We start from the raw sequence: 20,950 nt of genomic DNA, 5'->3' as shown, positions 1-20,950 counted from the left end.
CCGCTCGCGGGCGGGGTCTGGGCGGCGGACCCGAGCTGGGCGCCGACCGGCTCTACATCAGTCACTTCATGCCCCCTTGTTCCCGGGGTTCGCCAGGCTCGCCCGCTCTTCCATCCACTTCTGGATGCGCAGCTGCTCCTCGGTGCCCTGGGCCACGGCCTTGGTCCACTCGGCGCGCTTGACCTTGTCGTAGCGGTAGCTCGACGGCATGGCGCCCGGCGCCACCACCGGCGCGCCGTCGCGCTCGACCCGCGCCTCGATCATGCGGCGGCGCCGGTCACCCAGCGGCTCGGCCATGACCTTCTCGTGCAGGCGCAGGATGGCGTCGATGAGCATCTCCGGCCGCGGCGGGCAGCCCGGCAGGTACATGTCCACGGGCACGATGTGGTCCACGCCCTGGACGATCGCGTAGTTGTTGAACATGCCGCCGCTGGAGGCGCAGACGCCCATGGAGAGCACCCAGCGGGGCTCCGGCATCTGGTCGTAGATCTGGCGCAGGACCGGGGCCATCTTCTGGCTCACCCGGCCGGCCACGATCATCAGGTCGGCCTGGCGGGGGCTGGCCCGGAAGACCTCCATGCCGAAGCGCGCCAGGTCGTAGCGGGCGGCGCCGGTGGCCATCATCTCGATGGCGCAGCAGGCCAGGCCGAACGTGGCCGGCCAGAAGCTCGCCTTGCGCGACCAGTTGACCAGCTTCTCGACCGTCGTCAGCAGGACGCCGGTCGGAACCTTTTCCTCGATGCCCATGGCTCAGTCCCAATCCAGCCCGCCGCGGCGCCAGACGTAGGCGAACGCGACGAACACGGTGACGATGAACAGCACCATCTCCACGAACCCGAAGAGGCCGAGCGCGTTGAAGTTCACGGCCCACGGGTAGAGGAAGATGATCTCGATGTCGAAGACGATGAACAGCATCGCGGTCAGATAGAACTTGACCGGGAAGCGGCCACCGCCCACGGGCTGCGGAGTCGGCTCGATGCCGCACTCGTAGGCGTCGAGCTTCGCGCGGTTGTACCGGCGGGGGCCGACGAACGGGGCGGCCGCCACCGAGAACAAGGCGAATGCGGCGGCGAGGGCGAAGAGCCCAAGAATCGGTACGTACGGCGCGAGCGACATCGTGCTGCTCCGTCCTTTCGGCGAGCCCGCGGGGCGTTCGGCCCTGGGGACCACTCAAGCTGTATGCGGTTTAACACTATTCGGTGAGCCCTGGACGGCTTCGTCCGGGGCACCCCAAATGCGGCTTTGGCCAGCGCCTTTGGGGTCAGGCAGCCGGCGCGAGCCGGGTCATCGCGTTGATCACGCGGTCCATGGCGTCTCCACCTCGCGGGTCGGTGAGGTTGGCGAGGAGCTTGAGCACGAACCGCATGAGGGTCGGGTGGGGCATGCCGTGCTTGGTGGCGATCCGCATGACCTGTGGATTGCCGATGAGCTTGACGAACACGTTCCCGAGCCGGTAATAGCCGCCGTAGCGAGCCTTGAGCTCGGTCGGGTAGTTGGCGAGCACCCGCTCGCGCGCGGTGCCCTGCGGCCGGGCCAGCGCCTGGACGGCGATCTCCGCCGCCAGCTCGCCGGACTCCATGGCGTAGGCGATCCCCTCGCCGTTGAAGGGGTTGACCATGCCGCCGGTGTCGCCGACGAGGAGCACGCCCCGGGAGTAGTGCGGCACCCGGTTGAACCCCATCGGCAGCGCCGCCCCCTGGGGCTTGCCGTCGGCGTTCGCCGGGTCGGACAGGCCCCAGTCGGCCGGCGTGTTGTCCAGCCAGTCGGCGAGCAGCGTCTTGTAGTTGGTCTTGCCGTAGGCGACGCTGCTGTTGAGCACGCCCAGGCCGACGTTGACCCGGCCGTCACCGAGACCGAAGATCCAGCCGTAGCCGGGCAGGAGCTTGTCGCCGGACTCGCGGCTGCGCAGCTCCAGCCACGACTCCAGGTAGTCGTCGTCGTGGCGGGTCTCGCTGCGGAAATACTGCCGGACGGCCACGCCCATCGGCCGGTCGTCGCGCTTGGTGATGCCCAGCGCGAGCGCGAACCGGCCGGAGACGCCGTCAGCCGCGATGACCAGGGGCGCGCGATACTCCCGCGGCTCCCGGTCCGGCCCGGTGGCCGTGACGCCCACCACTCGGCCGGTGCGGTCCAGGATCGGCCCGGTCACGTTCGTGCCGCTGCGCAGCTCGGCCCCGGCGTCGGTCGCGGCCGTGGCCAGCATGTGGTCGAAGTCCATGCGGGTGCGGGTCAGCCCGTAGTCGGGGAAGCTCGCGAGCTCCGGCCAGTCCAGCTCCAGGCGCACGCCACCACCGATGACGCGCAGGCCGCGGTTGCGCAGCCAGCCCTTTTCCTCGGTGGTGTCGATGCCCATCTTGACCAGCTGCTTCACCGCGCGCGGGGTGAGGCCGTCGCCACACACCTTCTCGCGCGGGAACTCGGTCTTCTCCAGCAGCAGGACCTTCAGCCCGTGCCGGGCGAGATGAAACGCCGCGGCCGACCCGCCCGGTCCGGCGCCAACGACGATGACATCCGCGTCTTTTCCGGTGTCGGTCACAGCCGTCACACCTCCAACCGTTCTGCTTCTGCCCGGCTCGTGAAAGTCTTCACAAAGTCATCCGTGGAGCAGTCTAGAACCGTGAAGTGCGCCGCTGTCGGTAAGGCGACCCTAATTTTTCACCCGGTCGGGGGGACGCTTGACCGGTCCACCCGACCGGTGTGTCGTGATCCACTGACCCAGCTTGTCGTGGACAGCACGCAACCGCACGGTTATTGGGAGTAACCGCGCGGCGTGAACGTGAAAGAGCTCAGATTCGGAAGCCGCGGTGGAGCGCCACCACGCCGCCGGTGAGATTGCGCCAGGCGACCTTGCGCCAGCCGTTGCCGGCGATCTTCGCGGACAGGCCCGCCTGGTCCGGCCACGCCTTGATCGACTCGGCCAGGTAGACGTAGGCGTCCGGGTTCGACGACACCCGCTTGGCGATCGGCGGGATCGCGCCCACCAGATAGCCCTGGTAGACGGCCCGGAACGGCCGCCACGTCGGGGTCGAGAACTCGCAGATCACCAGGCGCCCGCCCGGCTTGGTCACGCGGGCCATCTCGGCCAGCGCGGCGTCGGTGTCCGCGATGTTGCGCAGCGCGAAGGAGATCGTGACCGCGTCGAACGTCTCGTCGGCGAACGGCAGGCGCAGCGCGTCGGCGGCCAACAGCGGCACGTCGGGGCGCTTGGCCCGCCCGGCCTGCAGCATGCCGACCGAGATGTCCGCGCCCACCGCGTAGGCGCCCGAGCGGCTCAGCTCCAGCGTCGAGACCCCGGTGCCGGCGCCGAGGTCGAGCACCTTCTCGCCCGCCTTGAGCCCCAGCGCCAGCCGGGTCTCCTTGCGCCACATGCGGTCGCGGCCGCCCGAGAGGACCGTGTTGGTCAGGTCGTAACGGCGGGCCACGCCGTCGAACATCGCCGCAACCTCGTGCGGCTCCTTGTCCAGGCTGGCGCGCGTCATGAGTTCACCGGAGTCAGAGGAAGGCTGCGGCCCGTGCCGCCGCCGGGGATGGCGATGGAGGAGAAGTGCGACTGGACCCGCTCGTCGGTCGGGTCGTCCGCCTCGGTCCAGTGGACCTGCAGGTGGCGGTACTGCGTGTCCCGCTGCGCCGGGATGCGATCGGCCCCGCGGATCATCTGCACGAGCTCGGTCAGGCGCGAGCGATGCCGGGCGCCGGCCGAGGAGATCACGTTCTCCTCCAGCATGATCGAGCCGAGGTCGTCGACGCCCAGGTGCAGCGACAGCTGGCCGACGTCCTTGCCGGTGGTCAGCCACGACGACTGCAGGTGCGGGATGTTGTCCATGAACAGCCGGGCGACCGCGACGAGCCGCAGGTATTCCATGCTCGTGGCCTGCGTGCGGCCCTTGAGGTGGTTGTTCTCCGGCTGGTAGGTCCACGGGATGAAGGAGCGGAACCCGCCCACCGTCCCGGCGAGGTCGGCCTCGACGGAGTAGCCGTTGGCGACCGCCTTGTCCTGCACGTCGCGAATCAGCCGCAGGTGCTCGATGCGCTCGGCGTTGGTCTCGCCGGTGCCCATCATCATGGTCGCGGTCGAGGACACGCCGAGCCGGTGCGCGACGGTCATGACCTCCAGCCAGCGGGCGCCGGACTCCTTGAGCGGCGCGATCGCCTTGCGGGGCCGCTCCGGCAGCATCTCCGCGCCGGCGCCGGCGATGGAGGCCAGGCCCGCCGCCTTGATGCGCAGGATCGCCTCTTCGATCGTGGTGCCCGAGACCTTCGCCATGTGCAGCACCTCGGACGGGCCGATCGAGTGCACGACCAGGCCGGGGAAGGCCTGGTGGACGGCGGAGAAGAGCTCCTCGTAGTACTCGACGCCGTAGTCGGGGTGGTGACCGCCCTGCAGCATCACCTGGGTCGCGCCGAGCTCGACCGCCTCCGCGCAGCGGCGCAGGATCTCCTCGGTGCTGTGCGTCCAGCCCTCGGCGTGCTTCGGCGCCCGGAAGAACGCGCAGAACTTGCAGGCCGTGACGCACACGTTGGTGTAGTTGATGTTGCGGTCGATGATGTAGGTGACGATGTTGTCCGGGTAGCGGCGGCGGCGCACCGTGTCGGCCGCCTCGCCCAGCGCGTGGAAGGGCGCCTCCGTGTAGAGCAGGAGCGCCTCGTCCGGGCCGATCCGCCCGCCGTCGGCGGCACGCTGCAGAATCTCGCTGATCACCGGAGCAGTCACACCCAGAGCGTACCCAGCTCGCCCGGCCGGTCGAGCAGGCGTGCCTAGGATCATAGGAGTGACTGATATGCGCTACCGGCGCCTCGGGCGCTCCGGGCTCACCGTCTCCGTGGTCGGCATCGGCTGCAACCAGTTCGGCCGAATCGACGCCGCGAGCAGCGCGGAGGTCGTCGGGGCGGCCCTCGACAACGGCGTCACCCTCTTCGACACCGCCGACATCTACGGCGCCACGCCCGGCGCGTCCGAGGAGGCGCTCGGCGCGGCCCTCGGCAAGCACCGCGACGAGGTGGTCGTGGCCACCAAGTTCGGCATGGACGCCCGCGGGCTGCACGGGCCGGACTGGGGTGCCCGCGGCGGCCGCCGTTACATCGTGCGCGCCGCCGAGGCCTCGCTGCGCCGGCTCGGCACCGACTACATCGACCTCTACCAGCTGCACCAGCCGGACCCGGCCACCCCGATCGAGGAGACCCTGGCCGCGCTGGACGACCTGGTCCGCTCGGGCAAGGTCCGCTACATCGGGCACTCGAACTTCTCCGGCTGGCAGACCGCCGACGCGGCCTGGGTCGCCGAGACCGGGCACATGACCCCGTTCGTGAGCGCCCAGAACCGGTACTCGCTGCTCGACCGCTCCGTCGAGGCCGAGCTCGTGCCGGCCCTGGAGCGCTTCGGGCTCGGCCTGCTGCCGTTCTTCCCGCTCGAGATGGGCCTGCTCACGGGCAAGTACCGCCGCGGCGACGCCCCGCCGGCGGGCACCCGTCTGGCCCGCGAGGGCATGGAGCGCGTCCTGGCCGAGGCGCCCTGGGACCGCATCGAGCGGCTGGCCGCGTTCGGCGCCGAGCGCGGGCTGGACCCGCTGACCGTCGCGATCGGCGGGCTGGCCGCCAAGCCGACCGTGACCAGCGTCATCGCCGGGGCGACCAGGGCCGAGCAGGTCGCGGCGAACGCCGCCGCGGCGAACTGGCAGCCCACCGCGGACGACATGTCCGAGCTAGCGAAGATCTAGCTTCCCGACGACCTCCGTCGGGGTCTTGGACCCGCCCTTCGGTTCCTTGCTCAGACCGAAGGCCGGGGCCAGACCCTTGATGTAGAAGCGGCCACTGCCCGACTCCGTCAGGCCGACCGGACGAGCCGTGGCGTCGATCATCCACAGCTGATACGAGCCCTCCGGCGGCTTGAGGTCGGACAGCAGCGTCACCGCCGCGTCGTGGGACGGGGAGACGATCATCGTAATCCTGCCGCCCTCGACGGCCTGGGTGATCATGCGGGCGTCGGCCGCCGCCAGCACCGCGTCGACCTGCGAGGTCTGGTCGACGAAGTGCTGCCGCGTGATCGCCCAGGTGCCGGTGCCCACGCCCCCGGCGAGCAGGACGGCGGCCGCGACGGAGGCGACCCGGGCCCACCGGCGGCCGGGCTCCGCGCGCTTGGCCGTCGGCGGCTTCGGACGCTCCTGAGGCGTGTGCGCGACCCGCGCCAACACCGAGTCCCGCAGGCGCGGCGGCGGCGCCTCGGCGACCGGCTGCGCCAGCCGGGCCGCGGTCTCGCGCAGCTCGGCGACCTCGGCCGCACAGGTCGGGCAGTCGCGCAGGTGCCGCTCGAACGCGACCCGCTCAAGGTCGTCGACGGCGTCCAGGGCGTACGCGCCGACGAGCGAGTGAATGTCCACGGCGGTCATGCGAGCGTCACCCCCAGGCAGTCGCGCATGCGGATGAGTCCGTCGCGCATGCGGGTCTTGATCGTCGGCAGGGCCGTACCGAGGAGATCCGCGACCTCCCGATAGCTGTTCCCGCCGTAGTAGGCCAGGGTGATCGCCTCGCGCTGCAGCTCCGTCAGCGCGCCGAGGCACCGGCGCACCTGCTGCTGCTCGATGCGGGCGGTCGCGGCCTCGACCACGTCGTCGTAGGGCGTCTCGGCGCTGACCGCGGCGGCCCGCCGGACCCGCTCGACCCCGGCCTGCTCGGAGCGCACCCGGTCCACGGCCCGGCGGTGGGCGATGGTGAAGACCCAGGCGGTGGCCGAGCCGAGCCCGGGGTCGTAGCGGCCGGCCGTGCGCCAGACCTCGACCATCACCTCCTGGGCGACCTCCTCGGACTGGGCGGGGTCGCGCAGCACCCGGCGGATCAGCCCGTAGACGCGCGCGGACACCAGGTCGTAGAGCTCGGCGAAGGCTCGTTCGTCGCCGCGGGCCACCCTGGCGAGCAGCTCGTTGGCGTCCGGCGCGCGATCGGGATGCCGGCCGCACGGCGGGGACACCGCGACGAGCCGCTGCGTGGGCAGCTCCTGTTCCGGTCTCATGTCGCTCATTCGCGGCGGCGGCCGTCGCGGATGGGTGTGACTCCCGTCATACGTCGAAGTCGACCACGACCCGGTCGGTGATCGGCATCGCCTGACAGGTCAGGACATATCCGGCGGCGAGCTCGTCGGGCTCCAGGGCGAAGTTGCGCGCCATCTCGACCCGGCCCTCGATCACCTTGGCGCGGCAGGTCGAGCAGACGCCGCCCTTGCACGCGTAGGGCAGCTCGGGCCGCGCCCGCAGCGCCGCGTCGAGCACCCGCTCGTCGTGCGCCATGGTGAACGTCGTCGCGCGCCCGTCGAGCACGATGCCGACCTCCGCGCGCTGCGCGGTGTCCTCGGGGGCCGCGGCGGGGCGAGCCACCGGGGGCGCGTCGTCGACGTGAAAGAGCTCAGTGTGTACCGCCGAATCATCGACGCCCCGCGTGGACAGCGCGACCTTCGCGTCCAGCACCATGCCGTGCGGGCCGCAGAGGAACCACTCGTCGACCGTCCCCGCCGGCAGGAGGGCGTCGAGGACGGCGCCGATGCGCGCCTCGTCGAGCCGGCCGGACAGCAGCGGCGACTCCTGCGCCTCCCGGGACAGCACGTGCACCACGTGCAGCCGCTCCCGGTACCGGTCCTTGAGGTCGGCCAGCTCCTCGGCGAACATCACCGTGCCGGCCGCCCGGTTGCCGTAGACCACGGTGACCCGGCTCTCCGGCTCGGTCTGCAGCGCCGTCGCGGCCAGCGAGAGCACGGGGGTGATGCCGGAGCCGGCCGCGATCGCCGCGTAGTGCCGGGTCCGGGCCGGGTGGAACTCGGTCGTGAAGTGCCCGAGCGGGGGCAGCACGTCGACCTCGTCGCCCGGGGCGAGCCCGGACAGCGCGTAGGTCGAGAACGCCCCGCCGACGACCCGCTTGATGCCCACCCGCAGCTCGCCCTCGTCGCGCAGGCGGGACGGGGTCGAGCAGATGGAGTACGACCGGCGGATCTCCTCCCCCGACTCGGCGTGCCGCCGGACGGTGAGGTGCTGGCCGGCCCGGAACGCGAACAGCTCCCGCAGCGCGACCGGCACCTCGAAGGTGACGGCCACGGCGTCGTCGGTCAGGCGCTCGACGTCGAGCACGGCGAGGCGGTGGAACATGGGCCGCCGCTTCACGGGCCGGCGGATCTCGGAGACGGTCATCGGCTCAGATCGCCTTCACGCGCTCGAACGGTTCGCGGCAGGCCCGGCAGCGCCAGAGCGCCTTGCAGGCCGTGGCGCCGAAGCGGGACAGCTCCTCGGTCTCGGGCGATCCGCAGCGGGGGCAGCGCACGGTCAGCGTCAGGCCTCTCTTCGTGGAGCCGGGGGGCGCGATCCCGGCCGCGGCCAGCTTCTCGAGGCCGGCGGGCGTGATCCAGTCCGTGGTCCACGGCTCGCTCAGCGAGGTGTCGACCCGCACGTCGCCGTACCCGTCGGCGTGCAGGGCCGCGGTGATGTCGGCGCGGATCGCGTCCATGGCGGGGCAGCCGGAGTACGTCGGTGTGATCGTGACCGTCACACGCCCGTCCCGCTCGGCGACGTCGCGCAGGATGCCGAGCTCCTCGATGGTGACGACGGGCAGCTCCGGGTCGCGCACCGCGGCCACGGTCGAGCGCGCGCTCACCAGGTCGCCCCGGGGTGTGCGCGATGCAGGACCTGCATCTCGGCGAGCAGTTTGGACAGAGCCTCCGTGTGTACTCCACGCCGCCCGCCCGAGGGCGCCCAGCCGTCGGCCGGCCGGTGCAGCGTCGCCTCCCGCAGCACCTCGGTGACCTCGGCCACCCAGGCGTCCCGCAGGCTCGCCGCCTCGCCCTCGAACAGCTCGTGCGTGTAGGGCCACAGCGCGTCGACGGCGGACTGCATGCGCCGGTGCGACTCCTCCGTGCCGTCGCCGAGGCGCACGGTCCAGAGAGCGGCGTGCTCGGCGTGGTAGACGGACTCCTTGCGCGCCTTGGCCCCGATCTCGGCCAGCCGCGCGTCGTCCCCGGCGGCCAGGCGCTCGTAGCGCAGCCGCTGGTACACCGCCAGGAACAGCAGCTTGCCGATGGTCACCGCGAAGTCGCCGTTGTCCAGCTCGACCAGCAGCACGTTGCGGAACTCGCGGTCCTCGCGCAGGAACGCCAGGTCGTCCTCGGTCCGGTTCCGCGACTCGCCGGCGTAGGTGAGCAGGAGCCGGGCCGCGCCGAGCTGGTCGAGGGCGATGTTGGCCAGCGCGATGTCCTCCTCCATCTCGGGCGCGCGCGAGCACCACTCGGCGAGGCGCTGGGCCGCGATGAGCGCGTCGTCGCCGAGTTCGAGGGCGATGTCCGGACTGGTCATATGTGTTGCGCACCCTCGGGGACGGTGTAGAAGGTCGGATGGCGGTACACCTTGTCGGCCGCCGGCTCGAAGAACGCGTCCTTCTCGTCGGGGCTGCTCGCGGTGATGGCCGTCGCCGGCACCACCCAGATCGACACCCCCTCCTGGCGGCGGGTGTAGACGTCGCGGGCGTTGCGCAGGGCCATCTCGGCGTCGGGCGCGTGCAGGGAGCCCACGTGCGCGTGCGAGAGGCCGCGGCGCGGCCGGACGAACACTTCCCAGAGCGGCTCAGACACCGACGGCCCTCTTCTCGGCGTGCTTTCGCGCGGCCTCACGGACCCACGCACCCTCTTCGTAGGCGCGGCGACGGTGGTCCATCCGCTGACGGTTGCAGGGACCCTCGCCCTTGATGACGCGCATCAGCTCGTCGTAGTCGGGCTGGGTGTAGTCGTACCTGTTCTCCTGCTCGTTCCACCGCAGGTCGGGGTCGGGCAGGCGCAGGCCCAGGATCTCGGCCTGCTGGACGCACATGTCCACGAACCGCTGCCGCAGCTCGTCGTTGGAGAAGCGCTTGATCTTCCAGGCCATCGAGCGCTCCGAGTGCGTGGAGTCGCCGTCGGGCGGGCCGAACATGGCCAGCGACGGATACCACCAGCGGTCGACGGCGTCCTGGGCCATGGCCTTCTGCGCCTCGGTGCCGTGCGAGAGCGTGTGCAGGATCTCGTACCCCTGCCGCTGGTGGAACGACTCCTCCTTGCAGATGCGGATCATGGCCCGCGCGTAGGGCCCGTAGGAGCAGCGGCACAGCGGGACCTGGTTCACGATCGCGGCCCCGTCCACGAGCCAGCCGATCGCCCCGATGTCGGCCCAGGTCAGCGTCGGGTAGTTGAAGATGGAGCTGTACTTCTGGCGCCCCTCGACCAGCATCTCGACGAGCTCCTCGCGGGAGACGCCCAAAGTCTCGGCGGCCGCGTAGAGATACAGCCCGTGCCCGGCCTCGTCCTGCACCTTGGCCAGCAGGATCGCCTTGCGCTTGAGCGTGGGCGCGCGCGAGATCCAGTTGCCCTCGGGCTGCATGCCGATGATCTCGGAGTGGGCGTGCTGGGCGATCTGCCGGATCAGCGTCTTGCGATACGCCTCCGGCATCCAGTCCCGCGGCTCGATCTTCTGGTCGGCCGCCACGATCGCGTCGAAGTACTCCTGCAGGTCGCCGTCCTTGACCAGGACCCGCTCGTTCGTCAGCTCGCGCTCGGCGCTGTCGACCTCGTCGTCGTACACCCCTTCAGTGTTACAGCTTCCGACACGAGCGGCAAGAAGGTGTCACATCGCATCGAGCCAACTACCAGGGACTTTTGAGCGCGTCCGAGCTGCGGGTGATTCGGTTGAACGACAGGATGAGTGGGCAATGGCGCACGCCGGGTGAACGGTCCGTTCGCTTACGTCGTGTTAACACCGGGAACACCTGTTCATGACCGGCGGTCGATGGAATTCGATGTCACGTATCGCCAGGGAGGGACCACCGACTCATGCGCAAGCGTGTCGGACTGACCGCATTCGTACTGCTCGTGGCGGCGCTGCTGGTCGGCGTGCCCTTCGTGTGGGGCAGCGACCTGCTCGGGGCCACCGCCGACTACGCGGCACCGGCGGCCACGGCCGGCGAGAGCATGGCGGCCAGCGAGGCGCCCACGCGCAAGGCGGCCCCGGCCCCGCCGACCGCCCCGTCGCTCCCGCCCGCCCTGCTGCACCCGGCGACCGTCGCCGTCGACGCGACCGGCTTCTGGTCGTGGACCGTCCTGGACCGCCGCACCGGCGCGATGGCCGGCTCGGACAACGCGAACTCCGCGCAGCGCACCGCCTCGATGATCAAGGCCTGGCTCGCGTCGGACTACCTGCGCCGCAACCCCGACCCGAGCAGGTCGAACCTGTCCGAGCTCAGCGCGATGATCCGCAACAGCGACAACGACGCGGCCGCGTACTTCTGGGGGCTCGACGGCCGGAGCGCCAGCATCACGCGCCTGATTCAGACGTGCGGGCTGACGGACTCGAAGGCGTACATCGACTGGGCCTCGACCCTCGTGTCGGCCCGCGACGCCGCCCGGATGGGCGCGTGCATCGGCGACGGGCGCGCGGCCGGCCCGAAGTGGACGGACTGGCTGCTCAACGAGATGCGCAACGTCGCCAAGGACCAGAAGTTCGGGATCACGCCGGCGCTGCCCGCTTCGGAGCAGGCGGGGACCGCGGTGAAGAACGGGTGGATCGCGCGCAGCGACGGGAAGTGGCACGTGAACTGCCTGGCCATCGGGGGCGACTGGGTGCTCAGCGTGCTGACGGTGTACCCGGCCTCGAAGGGGCAGGGCTACGGCGAGAACATCTGCTCGAGCGTGACGAAGCAGCTGCAGGAGTGATGCTCGGGCTCGGTGGCGCCGGACGCCCGGGCGGGTCAGCCCTCGAAGAACGCCGGACCGCCGGACGGCAGCGCCGGCACCGCCCCACGCTCCGCCGCCCGCCGCGCGAACTCGCGCACGCCGGCGACCTGGCGCTCGCCGAGCGAGAAGTCCAGCACGCGGAAGTAGGTGGCCAGCGTCTCGGCCGACAGCGACTCCCAGCGCGCCGCCGCCGCCGCGACCTCGTCCAGCTCCGTCAGGCACAGCTCCCGAGAGCGCAGGAACGCCTCGTGCACGTCCTTGACCAGGCCCGGGTGGGCCGCGGCGAAGTCCTTGCGCACGGCCCAGGCCGCGAACACCATCGGCAGCCCGGTCCACTCCCGCCAGGCCTGGCCGAGGTCGGTGACCTGCCAGCCCTGCCGCGGCGCGTCGTGCATGGCGCGCAGGGCCACATCGCCGATGATCACCGCGGCGTCGGCCTCGTCGAGCATGCGGGCCAGGTCGGGCGGGCTGTTGAAGTACGTGGGGCGGACGCCGACGTGCGACTCGAGGTACATCTGCGCGAGCATCACACCGGTGCGCGAGGTGGCGCCGAGCGCGACCCGGCGACCGTCCAGCGACTCCAGCGGCACCGTGGACACGAGGTTCACGGACAGGACCGGGCCGTCGCTGCCCACCGCGAGATCGGGCAGCAGGAGCAGGTCGTCGGCGTTTCGGAGGTACTCCACCAGCGAGATCGGCCCGATGTCGAGATCGCCCGCGACCAGCGCCGCGTTGAGCCGCTCCGGGGAGTCCTTGAACAGATCGACGTCGATCAGCGCACCCGATCGCATCAGGCCCCAGTAGATGGGCAGGCAGTTCAGGAACTGGATGTGGCCGACGCGGGGCCGCTGCAATGCAGGCACAACGCCCATGTTGCCCCAACGTCCGGGCGCCACACGGGCGGGGCGGCGATTCTCACAGCGGATACCCTCCACTGATGCGACGCCCCCTCGCTGTGCTCGCACTCGTCCTGGTCACCGCGACCGGGTGCTCGGCCAACGCCGCGCCGAAGGCCCCGAGCAGCCGCGTCCCCGCCGCCGACACCTCGGAGTCGCCGGTCGCCGAGCCCGGCGCCGCCCCGAGCACGGCGCCGAGCGGACCGCTGTTCACGCCGACCCAGCCGGTCACCATGAACGTCAAAGGCTTCTGGTCGTGGGCCTACTACGACCACAAGACGGATCAGATGTACGGCTCCACGCCGTACACCACCAGCGACACGGCATCGATGGCCAAGGCCTGGGTCGCCGCGGACTGGCTGCGGCGCCAGGCGGAGTCCGGCAAGCAGCCCGGCAGCACCGCGCTGAACGAGCTGAGCCGCATGATCCGCGATTCCGAGACGGAGAACACGTTCAAGTACCACGTGCAGAACGGCAATCTCGCGTCGATCAAGCGCATGATCTCGCTCTGCGGCCTGACCGAGACCAAGGGCACCCAGAACTCGTGGAGCCTGACCCAGATGTCGGCCCGCGACGTGGCGCGCCTGGCCAGGTGCATCGGCGACGGGCGCGCGGCCGGCCCGAAGTGGACGGACTGGCTGCTCAACGAGATGCGCAGCGTGCGCGGGCCGGGGCGGTTCGGGCCGATCGAGGTGCTGCCGGCCGATGTGCAGAAGACCACGGCGATCAAGAACGGCTGGCTGGCCCGCGACGACGGCCAGTGGCACATCGCGTGCATGGCGCTCGGCGACGGCTGGAGCCTGGCGGTCATGGCGCACTACCCGAGCTCGCTGGGCAAGGACTACGGGGTCAAGACCTGCCGCGAGGTCACGAAGCAGCTGCTGACCCAGCACTGAGCAGCCGCCCGGTGACGCTGGGGATTCACGTGAAACGGTCCCTTCAGACGATCAATATCGTCTGACCTTTTTGCTTACCCTGCTTCCGTGCGAGTACGAGGCCATGCGCCCGCGACACCCTGCTGGTCGGTGCTGACCACCCCCGACCCGGCCACCGCGGCCGCGTTCTACGCCGGCCTGTTCGGCTGGACGACGAGCGCGGCCGAGGACGGGACCACGCTGCTCCTGCTGCGCGACCTGGTCGTGGCGGGCGTCGCCGCCGGGGAGCGGGCGGCCTGGCTCACGTACGTGGCGAGCGAGGACACCGACGCGACCGCGCGGGCCGTCCTCGACGCGGGCGGCACCGTGCTGGGGCAGTCGACGTCGAGCCTCGGCCGAGCGGCCCTGTTCGCCGACCCGGCGGGCGCGGTCTTCGGCGCGTGGCAGAAGGACCGCTTCGCCGGCGCCCAGGTCCACGACGAGCCGGGCTCGATCTGCTGGAGCGAGGTGGTGACCCGCGACATCGGGGCGACGGCCGCCTTCTACGGCAAGGTCTTCGGCTGGGTCGACCAGCAGGGCACCTCGCCGGGGACGATCCACGAGTACCACGAATGGATCTTGAACAACCGCGTAGTCGGCGGCCTGAGCGTCATGGACGCGAACTACCCGCCGGCGACCCCGCACCACTGGCGCACGATCTTCTCGATCGACGACTGCTCCGGCTTCGTCGCGCGCGCGGCGGACCTGGGCGGCCGCGTGCTGGCGGGCCCGGTGGACGCGGGCATCGGCCAGGCCTGCCAGATCCTCGACCCGACGGGCGGCCCGTTCCTGGCCATCGAGGTCATCCCCGAACTCCGCGACCTGATGGGCTGACCCGCCGGCCGTCACCGTCGGCGCAGCAGCGCTCGCGTCTCGATCTCGATGGCGAAGGGCCCGTCCGCGGTGAGCGTCTCGCCGTCCTTCGCCACCGCGTGCTCGACGTAGTGGTGGCCGTCGAGCCGGAGCAGCCGCAATGTGATCGAGCCCGTCGCCTCCGGCTCGACGAGCAGATACCACTCGATCCGCGCGGCCGCGTACAGCTGCATCTTGAGCACGCGATCGGCGCCGGCATTGCCCGGTGAGACCACCTCGCCGACCAGCACGACGTCAGCCGCATCGAACACTGTGGCGTTCTCGACCGGGGTCACCACCAGATCGGGAATGAAGATCCGCCCGCTGGCGAGACGGACGTTCACCGCCTCGTAGACCCACAGATCAGCCGCGTCCGCAGCCTCGTCGATCAGGCCGGCCAGCCGCCGGGAAATGTGCTGATGCCGCGAGGTCGGCGCCGGGCTCACCAGCAGGCTCCCATCGAACAGCTCGATTCGATTCGAGGTCTCGCCGAGAGCGAGATACTCGTCTTCGGTCCATGGGCCGACGTGTTCCAGCACGGCCACGCTCATCGGCGACTCACCTCCTGACGGATCCTTCCACAAGGGTGCCACGCCTACTGCCCTGAGTCTGCGGGAAACTCGGTGGACAGGCCGAGAAGATCGCGTAGGATGAATGGCCGCTTGACGGCCGCGGTGAGGTAGCCACCGCAGCGGACGTCCCCAGGCGCCGGGTGGAGCAAGGCCCCGGATACGCGAGCGAGCCGAACGCGACCTCGAAGAGGATCACCGTGCCCTCACTCGAAACGGAGCTCGCCCAGGAGCGAGCGCATCTCGACGCCTCCCGGCTGGCGCTCAAGCGCATGCGCGAGCGCGCCGAGGACCTGTTCGCGACCGGAGATCAGGTCGCGGGAGATCCGTTCGCGGCCGAGACGCTCGGGCGGGCCCTCGCGCGGAGGATCGCCGATCTCGCCGACAACCCCGACACACCGCTGTTCTTCGGGCGGCTCGACATCGAGGAGCACCAGTACCACGTCGGCCGGCGGCACGTCACCGACGCCGCCGGGGAGCCGATGGTGCTCGACTGGCGCGCGCCCCTGAGCCGCAAGTTCTACCAGGCCAGCGCCGCCGACCCGCAGGACGTCGAGGTGCGGCGGCGCTTCGGGTTCGTCAAGGGCGAGCTCACCAGCTTCGAGGACGAGCACCTGGGGCGGGGCGAGGAGCAGGGGACCAGCCAGATCCTGCTCGACGAGATCGAGCGGCCCCGCGTCGGGCCGATGCGCGACATCGTCGCCACCATCCAACCGGAACAGGACGCCCTCGTCCGGGCCGACCTCGACGAGTCCATCTGCGTGCAGGGGGCGCCCGGCACCGGAAAGACGGCCGTGGGGCTGCACCGCGCCGCGTACCTGCTGTATCTGCACCGCGAGCGCCTGCGCCGCGCCGGCGTGCTCATCGTCGGGCCCAACTCGGCGTTCCTGCAGTACATCGCGAGCGTTCTGCCCACCCTCGGCGAGCTGGAGGTGCGCCAGTCCACGATCGAGGGCCTGCTCACCACGCCGGTCCGCGGCACCGATTCCGAGGCCGCCGCCGAGGTCAAGAACCGCGAGAAGATGGCGGGCGTACTGCAGCGGCGCCTGCTGGCCAAGATCGGGCGCCCGGAGGAGCCGCTCACGGTGTCGGACGGCTCGTACCGCTGGCGGATCTCGGCCGATGCGCTGCGGCGGGTCGTCGACGACGTGCGGCGGGAGGCGCCGCCCTACGGCATCGGCCGCGAGCGCGTCCGCGCCCGGATCGTGAGCCTGCTCATGCGCCAGTCCGAGGCCCGCCGCGGCGACTCCCCCAGCGAGGGCTGGCAGCGCCGGATGGGCAAGGCCGCCCCGGTGACCGCGGTGCTCGACGCGGTCTGGCCCGCGGTCACGCCCGAGCAGCTCGTGTTCGAGGTCCTGACCGACCCGACCGACGACGAGCTGGACGAGGCCGAGCGCGCGGCGCTCACGTGGGCCAAGCCGCCGAAGACGGCGAAGTCGGCCCGCTGGAGCACGGCCGACGCGGTGCTCATCGACGAGGCCGCCGGGCTGATCGACCGGGTGGCGAGCTTCGGGCACGTGGTCGTCGACGAGGCGCAGGACCTCTCCCCGATGCAGGCCCGCGTGATCGCGCGGCGCAGCGAGCACGGCTCGATCACGCTGCTCGGCGACCTGGCGCAGGGCACGGCGCCGTGGGCCGCGCGGGACTGGCGGGTGCTGCTGGCGCACCTCGGCAAGCCGGAGGCCCGGGTGGTACCGCTGACCACCGGCTTCCGGGTGCCCGCGGCCGTCATCGCACTCGCCAACCGCCTGCTGCCCGCGCTCGGGGTGCAGGTGCCCGAGGCGCGCTCGCTGCGGACGGACGGTGCGCTCACCGTCAGTACCGTTGCCGCCGTCGAGGAATCGGTCGTGGACGCCACCCTGGCCGCGCTCGACCACCTCGGCTCGGTCGGGGTCATCGCCGCCGACGCGACCGTCGACGTGCTGGCCGAGTCGCTGCGCAAGGCCGGCGTGGCGCTCGCCGACACCGACCCCGACGCCCGCGTGACGGTACTGCCCGCGACCCTGGCCAAGGGCCTCGAGTACGACCACGTGATCGTGGTCGAGCCGGCCGACATCGTCTCCGCCGAGCCCCGCGGCCTCAACCGGCTCTTCGTCGTGCTGACGCGCGCCGTCTCCCGGCTCGATGTGCTGCACTCCCGCCCGCTGCCGACCGCGTTGGAGGCAACCGCCGTCTGATGGCACCATCTCGCCATGCGAATTCGGGGTTATGCGCCGGGCACGCCGTGCTGGGCGGAGCTGGTCAGCCCTGACCCGGCCGCGGCCGAACGCTTCTACGGCGAGCTGTTCGGCTGGGTCCGCAACGCCGACGGGCACTTCACGCTGGGCGGGCGGGCCGCGGCCGGCCTGCGCGAGGGGCGCCCGGGCGGCTCGGCGGCCTGGCTGATCTCGATCTCCACGGACGACCCCTCGGGCACCGCGGGGGCCGTCGAGCGCTCCGGCGGGGCCGTGCGCGTCCCGCCGGCCAGCGTGCGTGACCTCGGTACCGCCGCCGTCTTCGCCGATCCCGGCGGAGCGCTCTTCGGCACCTGGCTGCGCAGCCGGTTCGGCGGGGCCCAGGTGTCCTTCGAGCCCGGCGCGATCTGCTGGTACGAGCTGGCGGCCCACGACCTCGACCGGACCGGCGCCTTCTACCAGGAGGTGTTCGGCTGGCACACCGTCGAGGCACCCAGCGACGGCCGGCCGTACTTCGAGCTGCACCACCACAACGACACCGTCGGCGGGATGCTGCCGATCGACGACCGCTTCCCGCCCGGCATCCCCGACCACTGGACGGTCTGCTTCATGGTCGAGGACGCGGCCGCCGCATGCGAACGGGCCACCGAGCTCGGCGGCTCGGTGGCCCGTGCGGCCGAACCGGCCTCGGCCGGCCGCTATGCGCGCCTGGCCGACCCGACCGGCGGGCACTTCGCGGTCATCGAGCTCAGCGAGGACTGGGCGCTGTAGCGCACAGCTGCTGCTTGCCGATCACGCGGTACGCGCAGTCCGCGTACTCGGCGAGCGTCAGGCTGGCGTCCTTGTTGCGGGCGGTCTGCGCGTCGATGACGCTCGCGGGCGGGTAGAAGCCGCCCTCGGACGGCGAGTTCGGGTACATCTCGAACGTGAACGCCCAGACGCCCTGGGTCGCCCAGAGCCAGTCGATGATCGAGCCGTCGGTGATGTACAGGCTGCTGGACTGCTCGGGCGTGTACCCGTTGCTCCGGGCGAACGTGCGGCCCAGCGCCGCGAACGTCTTCTGCTGCTCCGGGCCGAGCCCCGCGGCCGTGGTGTTCATCGTGTACCCGTACGGCCAGAGGATCAGCTCGGAGTACGTGTGGAAATCGATGGCCGCCTTGATCTGCTGCACCCCGCCGACCCGCCGGCTCAGCACGAAGTCGCGCAGCCGCTGGGTCTCGGGGGCGGAGAACGCCTGCGGGCCGTGGTAGGTCTCCGACGACAGCGCCGAGCTCGACCCGTTGCAGCAGGCGAACTTGTAGCCCCAGTTGCGGTTGAGGTCGACGCCCTTGTAGCCGCCGCCGACGGGCTGACGGTTCTTGCGCCAGTTGTGGTACTTGCCGCCGGTGAGGTCGTACTCGCCGCCGTCCGGGTTCATGTCCGGCACGATCCAGATCTCCCGGGTGTCGACGAGCCGGGTGACGCGCGGGTCCTTGCCGTAGCCCTCGGTGAACGTCCGCACCAGGTAGAGCGCCATCTCGACGGTCAGGTGCTCCCGGGCGTGCTGGTGGGCGTCGTAGAGGATCTCGGGCTCGTCCTCGTCCTTCGCCACGTTGTCCGAGATCTTGATCAGGGGCATGTCCCGGCCCTCGTACGTCTTGCCGAGGCTGAGCTTCTGCATGATCTTCGGGTACGCCTTGGCCGCCCTGTCGAGCTCGGCCTGCATCTCGGCGTAGTCGTGGTACCCGGAGTCGGCGGCCGGGAAGCCCTCGGTCCGGGTCCGGCTGATGCTGAACCCGAGCCGCTCGATCTGCATCGCCTCGTCCGGCGTGGCCGTCACGGTGGCCGTGCCGTCCTCGATGCTGTCGATGCTGGCTCCGGTACCGCCGACACGGTTGCGATCCGCGGCGCTTTCGACCCCGCGGACGACGTAAGGTCCGGACTTTTGCTGATATTTCGGACTAGCCGGGCTCGCGTCGGCCGGGTTGACCGCGAAGAGGGTCACCACCCCGACGACTGCGAAGGACACCACCGACACGAACCTGCGACCCATCAAGCCCCCTGGAGTGACTAGCGCCATCCAAGGTTTAAGTGGTTTCAGTCCGATTTGGTGGCGCTTTCACCCCCATCATCATCCCCGTTCAGGGCGGCACGCAGCCGTTCCTTGTTATCGGCTCGCTTCTGGGCCATGCCGACGGCCTGCACGGAGGCCTCCTCGCGGAGCCCGCGGAGCAGGAAGAACGCGGCCACGGCCGAGACGATCACGGCGATCATGAGCTTGAGGAGCACGCTGACGTCGAGCGGAATGGAGAGCATCACGAGCGCGGCGAGCCCGAAGAGGCCGAGCCGCGCGAGCGTGTACTTCAAAAACGGTGACATGGTGACCCCAGCCTAACCTCAGGCCCAGACCTTCTGCGGTTCGCTGCGGCGCTCGGCCAGGGGCGTCGGCTTGTCGTACTCGCGGACGACCTCGTACTTGGTGTTGCGCTCGACCGGCTGGAAGCCCGCGTCCCAGATGAGGTGCAGCAGGTCCTCCCGGTGCATGGTGTTCGGCGTGCCGTAGCTGTCCGCGTCGTGGGTGATCTTGTACTCGACCACCGAGCCGTCCAGGTCGTCCACGCCGAAGTTCAGCGACAGCTGGGCGACCGAGAGCCCGTGCATGACCCAGAAGCACTTCACGTGCGGCACGTTGTCGAACATCAGGCGCGACACCGCGAAGGTCTTCAGGCTCTCCGCCGGCGAGGCCATCTTCGTGCGGGCCTGCAGCCGGTTGCGGATCTTGCCGTCGGCGGAGTCGACGAAGTCGTGCTGGTAGCGCAGCGGGATGAAGACGCTGAAGCCGCCGGTCTCGTCCTGCAGCTCGCGCAGGCGCATGACGTGGTCGACGCGGTGGCGGGGCTCCTCGATGTGGCCGTACAGCATCGTGGAAGGAGTCCGCAGGCCCTTGGCGTGGGCCAGCCGGTGGATGCGCGACCAGTCCTCCCAGTGCGTGGCGTGGTCGACGATGTGCTGGCGGATCTCCCAGTCGAAGATCTCCGCGCCGCCGCCGGTCAGCGACTCCAGGCCGGCGTCGATGAGCTCGTCGAGGATCTCGTCCGCGGGCAGGCCGGAGATCTTCTCGAACCACTGGATCTCGGTCGCCGTGAACGCCTTCAGGTTCACCCCGGGCAGGGCGCTCTTGAGCTCGCGCAGGACCTTCGGGTAGTACTTCCACGGCAGCGTCGGGTGCAGGCCGTTGACGATGTGCAGCTCCGTGAGCTGCTCACCCTCCATCTCCCTGGCCTTCTCGACGGCCTCGTGGACGCGCATGGTGTACGCGTCCTTCTCGCCCGGCTTGCGCTGGAAGGAGCAGTACGCGCAGCTGGCCGAGCACACGTTCGTCAGGTTGAGATGCCGGTTGACGTTGAACATCACCCGGTCGCCGTTCTTCTCGGTGCGCACCTGGTGCGCGAGCCGGCCGAGCCAGACCAGGTCGTCGGACTCGTAGAGCGCGACACCGTCCTCCCGGCTCAACCGCTCACCGGCGGTGACCTTGGCCTCGAGTTCGCGCTTCAACCCTGCATCCACGGCCGCCAGCCTACTTCGGACCCCTCGTTACCCCCGCATTCACCTCTTGACGACGAAGCTGACATTGATCGCCACTCGACGCGTGTCGCTTCGTGAGGTAAACAAAAGTGGGCAGAAACACGGTCGGGCGGCAGACCGACTGATCGATCGGTGACGATCGACCATGTGGCATGGCTAACCGACTGGGGACGGTGGCGATGAGCGGGTTGGTGCTGAGGGCTGCGTATCCGGGCGAGATCCCGGCAACGCCTTCGGTTGAACAGGCGTGTCC

23 protein-coding genes are annotated in these 20,950 nt (G+C 70.7%); 6 read left to right on the top strand and 17 right to left on the bottom strand.

The features are described from left to right. Nucleotides 1-66 precede the first annotated feature (66 nt). The 5 genes from ACQP1P_RS00885 to mqnC all read right to left on the bottom strand — a co-directional run bounded on the left by ACQP1P_RS00885 (nucleotide 67) and on the right by mqnC (nucleotide 4,711). Nucleotides 67-747, bottom strand: a complete 681-nt coding sequence (locus tag ACQP1P_RS00885; RefSeq protein WP_433082155.1) for a NuoB/complex I 20 kDa subunit family protein — start codon at nucleotides 745-747, stop codon at nucleotides 67-69. 3 nt (nucleotides 748-750) lie between these two features. Next, complete coding sequence (locus tag ACQP1P_RS00880) at nucleotides 751-1,116, bottom strand: NADH-quinone oxidoreductase subunit A (RefSeq protein WP_350610231.1); 366 nt, start codon at nucleotides 1,114-1,116, stop codon at nucleotides 751-753. A 145-nt stretch (nucleotides 1,117-1,261) separates the two neighbouring features. Then, nucleotides 1,262-2,536: a geranylgeranyl reductase family protein gene (locus ACQP1P_RS00875; protein ID WP_433089755.1), complete on the bottom strand. Its 1,275-nt coding sequence runs from the start codon at nucleotides 2,534-2,536 to the stop codon at nucleotides 1,262-1,264. 250 nt (nucleotides 2,537-2,786) lie between these two features. Beyond that, the gene (locus ACQP1P_RS00870) at nucleotides 2,787-3,479 is read right to left on the bottom strand and encodes a demethylmenaquinone methyltransferase (RefSeq protein WP_433082152.1); all 693 of its coding nucleotides are present in this window, start codon (nucleotides 3,477-3,479) and stop codon (nucleotides 2,787-2,789) included. Then, entirely contained in the window at nucleotides 3,476-4,711 is a 1,236-nt protein-coding gene (gene mqnC / locus ACQP1P_RS00865) for a cyclic dehypoxanthinyl futalosine synthase (protein ID WP_433082150.1), read from the bottom strand. The genes ACQP1P_RS00870 and mqnC overlap by 4 nt, the downstream gene beginning before the upstream one ends. 67 nt (nucleotides 4,712-4,778) lie before the next feature. Here mqnC and ACQP1P_RS00860 point away from each other — a divergent pair, with 67 nt between their 5' ends. Beyond that, nucleotides 4,779-5,714 (top strand): aldo/keto reductase, encoded by a 936-nt coding sequence (locus ACQP1P_RS00860; protein ID WP_433089753.1) that lies wholly within the window; start codon nucleotides 4,779-4,781, stop codon nucleotides 5,712-5,714. Here the strand turns inward: ACQP1P_RS00860 and ACQP1P_RS00855 are convergent. Genes ACQP1P_RS00855 through paaA form a run of 7 tightly spaced genes read right to left on the bottom strand, consistent with a single transcriptional unit; the run spans nucleotide 5,700 to nucleotide 10,580 of the window. After that, complete coding sequence (locus ACQP1P_RS00855; protein WP_433082148.1) at nucleotides 5,700-6,383, bottom strand: anti-sigma factor; 684 nt, start codon at nucleotides 6,381-6,383, stop codon at nucleotides 5,700-5,702. The genes ACQP1P_RS00860 and ACQP1P_RS00855 overlap by 15 nt on opposite strands. Continuing rightward, complete coding sequence (locus ACQP1P_RS00850; protein WP_433082146.1) at nucleotides 6,380-7,003, bottom strand: sigma-70 family RNA polymerase sigma factor; 624 nt, start codon at nucleotides 7,001-7,003, stop codon at nucleotides 6,380-6,382. The genes ACQP1P_RS00855 and ACQP1P_RS00850 overlap by 4 nt, the downstream gene beginning before the upstream one ends. A 46-nt stretch (nucleotides 7,004-7,049) precedes the next feature. After that, a complete protein-coding gene (paaE, locus tag ACQP1P_RS00845) occupies nucleotides 7,050-8,168 on the bottom strand; it encodes a 1,2-phenylacetyl-CoA epoxidase subunit PaaE (protein ID WP_433082145.1) in 1,119 nt (372 codons plus the stop codon). Between the two features lie 4 nt (nucleotides 8,169-8,172). Further along, nucleotides 8,173-8,631, bottom strand: a complete 459-nt coding sequence (paaD, locus tag ACQP1P_RS00840) for a 1,2-phenylacetyl-CoA epoxidase subunit PaaD (protein WP_433089751.1) — start codon at nucleotides 8,629-8,631, stop codon at nucleotides 8,173-8,175. Beyond that, nucleotides 8,625-9,323, bottom strand: coding sequence for a 1,2-phenylacetyl-CoA epoxidase subunit PaaC (gene paaC / locus ACQP1P_RS00835; RefSeq protein WP_433082143.1), 699 nt, complete (start codon nucleotides 9,321-9,323; stop codon nucleotides 8,625-8,627). Before paaC ends, paaD begins: the two co-directional genes overlap by 7 nt. Further along, the gene (gene paaB, locus ACQP1P_RS00830) at nucleotides 9,320-9,637 is read right to left on the bottom strand and encodes a 1,2-phenylacetyl-CoA epoxidase subunit PaaB (protein WP_433082141.1); all 318 of its coding nucleotides are present in this window, start codon (nucleotides 9,635-9,637) and stop codon (nucleotides 9,320-9,322) included. The genes paaC and paaB overlap by 4 nt, the downstream gene beginning before the upstream one ends. Continuing rightward, entirely contained in the window at nucleotides 9,591-10,580 is a 990-nt protein-coding gene (paaA, locus tag ACQP1P_RS00825; RefSeq protein ID WP_350610239.1) for a 1,2-phenylacetyl-CoA epoxidase subunit PaaA, read from the bottom strand. The genes paaB and paaA overlap by 47 nt, the downstream gene beginning before the upstream one ends. A gap of 248 nt (nucleotides 10,581-10,828) precedes the next feature. Here paaA and ACQP1P_RS00820 point away from each other — a divergent pair, with 248 nt between their 5' ends. Then, nucleotides 10,829-11,707: a hypothetical protein gene (locus ACQP1P_RS00820; protein ID WP_433082139.1), complete on the top strand. Its 879-nt coding sequence runs from the start codon at nucleotides 10,829-10,831 to the stop codon at nucleotides 11,705-11,707. Nucleotides 11,708-11,742: 35 nt separating this feature from the next. On the opposite strand, the gene ACQP1P_RS00815 is transcribed toward ACQP1P_RS00820, so the two are convergent. Beyond that, nucleotides 11,743-12,591 carry a menaquinone biosynthetic enzyme MqnA/MqnD family protein gene (locus tag ACQP1P_RS00815; protein WP_433082137.1) on the bottom strand — a complete coding sequence of 283 codons (849 nt, stop codon included), beginning with the start codon at nucleotides 12,589-12,591 and terminating at the stop codon, nucleotides 11,743-11,745. Between the two features lie 74 nt (nucleotides 12,592-12,665). Here ACQP1P_RS00815 and ACQP1P_RS00810 point away from each other — a divergent pair, with 74 nt between their 5' ends. After that, on the top strand, nucleotides 12,666-13,520 hold the full coding sequence (locus ACQP1P_RS00810) for a hypothetical protein (RefSeq protein ID WP_433082135.1): 855 nt from the start codon (nucleotides 12,666-12,668) through the stop codon (nucleotides 13,518-13,520). Between the two features lie 129 nt (nucleotides 13,521-13,649). Then, the gene (locus tag ACQP1P_RS00805) at nucleotides 13,650-14,372 is read left to right on the top strand and encodes a VOC family protein (protein ID WP_433082133.1); all 723 of its coding nucleotides are present in this window, start codon (nucleotides 13,650-13,652) and stop codon (nucleotides 14,370-14,372) included. Nucleotides 14,373-14,383: 11 nt separating this feature from the next. Here the strand turns inward: ACQP1P_RS00805 and ACQP1P_RS00800 are convergent, their stop codons facing one another. Beyond that, nucleotides 14,384-14,941 carry a Uma2 family endonuclease gene (locus tag ACQP1P_RS00800; RefSeq protein WP_433082131.1) on the bottom strand — a complete coding sequence of 186 codons (558 nt, stop codon included), beginning with the start codon at nucleotides 14,939-14,941 and terminating at the stop codon, nucleotides 14,384-14,386. A 212-nt stretch (nucleotides 14,942-15,153) separates the two neighbouring features. Here ACQP1P_RS00800 and ACQP1P_RS00795 point away from each other — a divergent pair, with 212 nt between their 5' ends. Together ACQP1P_RS00795 and ACQP1P_RS00790 are read left to right on the top strand one after the other, a co-directional pair. Next, nucleotides 15,154-17,136 carry a HelD family protein gene (locus ACQP1P_RS00795; protein WP_433089749.1) on the top strand — a complete coding sequence of 661 codons (1,983 nt, stop codon included), beginning with the start codon at nucleotides 15,154-15,156 and terminating at the stop codon, nucleotides 17,134-17,136. 15 nt (nucleotides 17,137-17,151) lie between these two features. After that, on the top strand, nucleotides 17,152-17,904 hold the full coding sequence (locus ACQP1P_RS00790; protein ID WP_433082129.1) for a VOC family protein: 753 nt from the start codon (nucleotides 17,152-17,154) through the stop codon (nucleotides 17,902-17,904). Here the strand turns inward: ACQP1P_RS00790 and ACQP1P_RS00785 are convergent. From ACQP1P_RS00785 to mqnE, 3 genes are all read right to left on the bottom strand, one after another. Continuing rightward, entirely contained in the window at nucleotides 17,882-19,144 is a 1,263-nt protein-coding gene (locus tag ACQP1P_RS00785; protein ID WP_433082127.1) for a M14 family metallopeptidase, read from the bottom strand. The genes ACQP1P_RS00790 and ACQP1P_RS00785 overlap by 23 nt on opposite strands. 65 nt (nucleotides 19,145-19,209) lie before the next feature. After that, complete coding sequence (locus ACQP1P_RS00780; RefSeq protein WP_433082125.1) at nucleotides 19,210-19,479, bottom strand: DUF4229 domain-containing protein; 270 nt, start codon at nucleotides 19,477-19,479, stop codon at nucleotides 19,210-19,212. A 30-nt stretch (nucleotides 19,480-19,509) separates the two neighbouring features. Beyond that, a complete protein-coding gene (mqnE, locus tag ACQP1P_RS00775; RefSeq protein ID WP_433082123.1) occupies nucleotides 19,510-20,679 on the bottom strand; it encodes an aminofutalosine synthase MqnE in 1,170 nt (389 codons plus the stop codon). Nucleotides 20,680-20,950 lie beyond the last annotated feature (271 nt).

Source organism: Dactylosporangium sp. CA-052675 (assembly GCF_050947935.1).
Taxonomy (GTDB): domain Bacteria; phylum Actinomycetota; class Actinomycetes; order Mycobacteriales; family Micromonosporaceae; genus Dactylosporangium.
The sequence above is the reverse complement of the archived record's forward strand: the minus strand, read 5'-3'. Positions and strand labels throughout refer to the sequence as shown.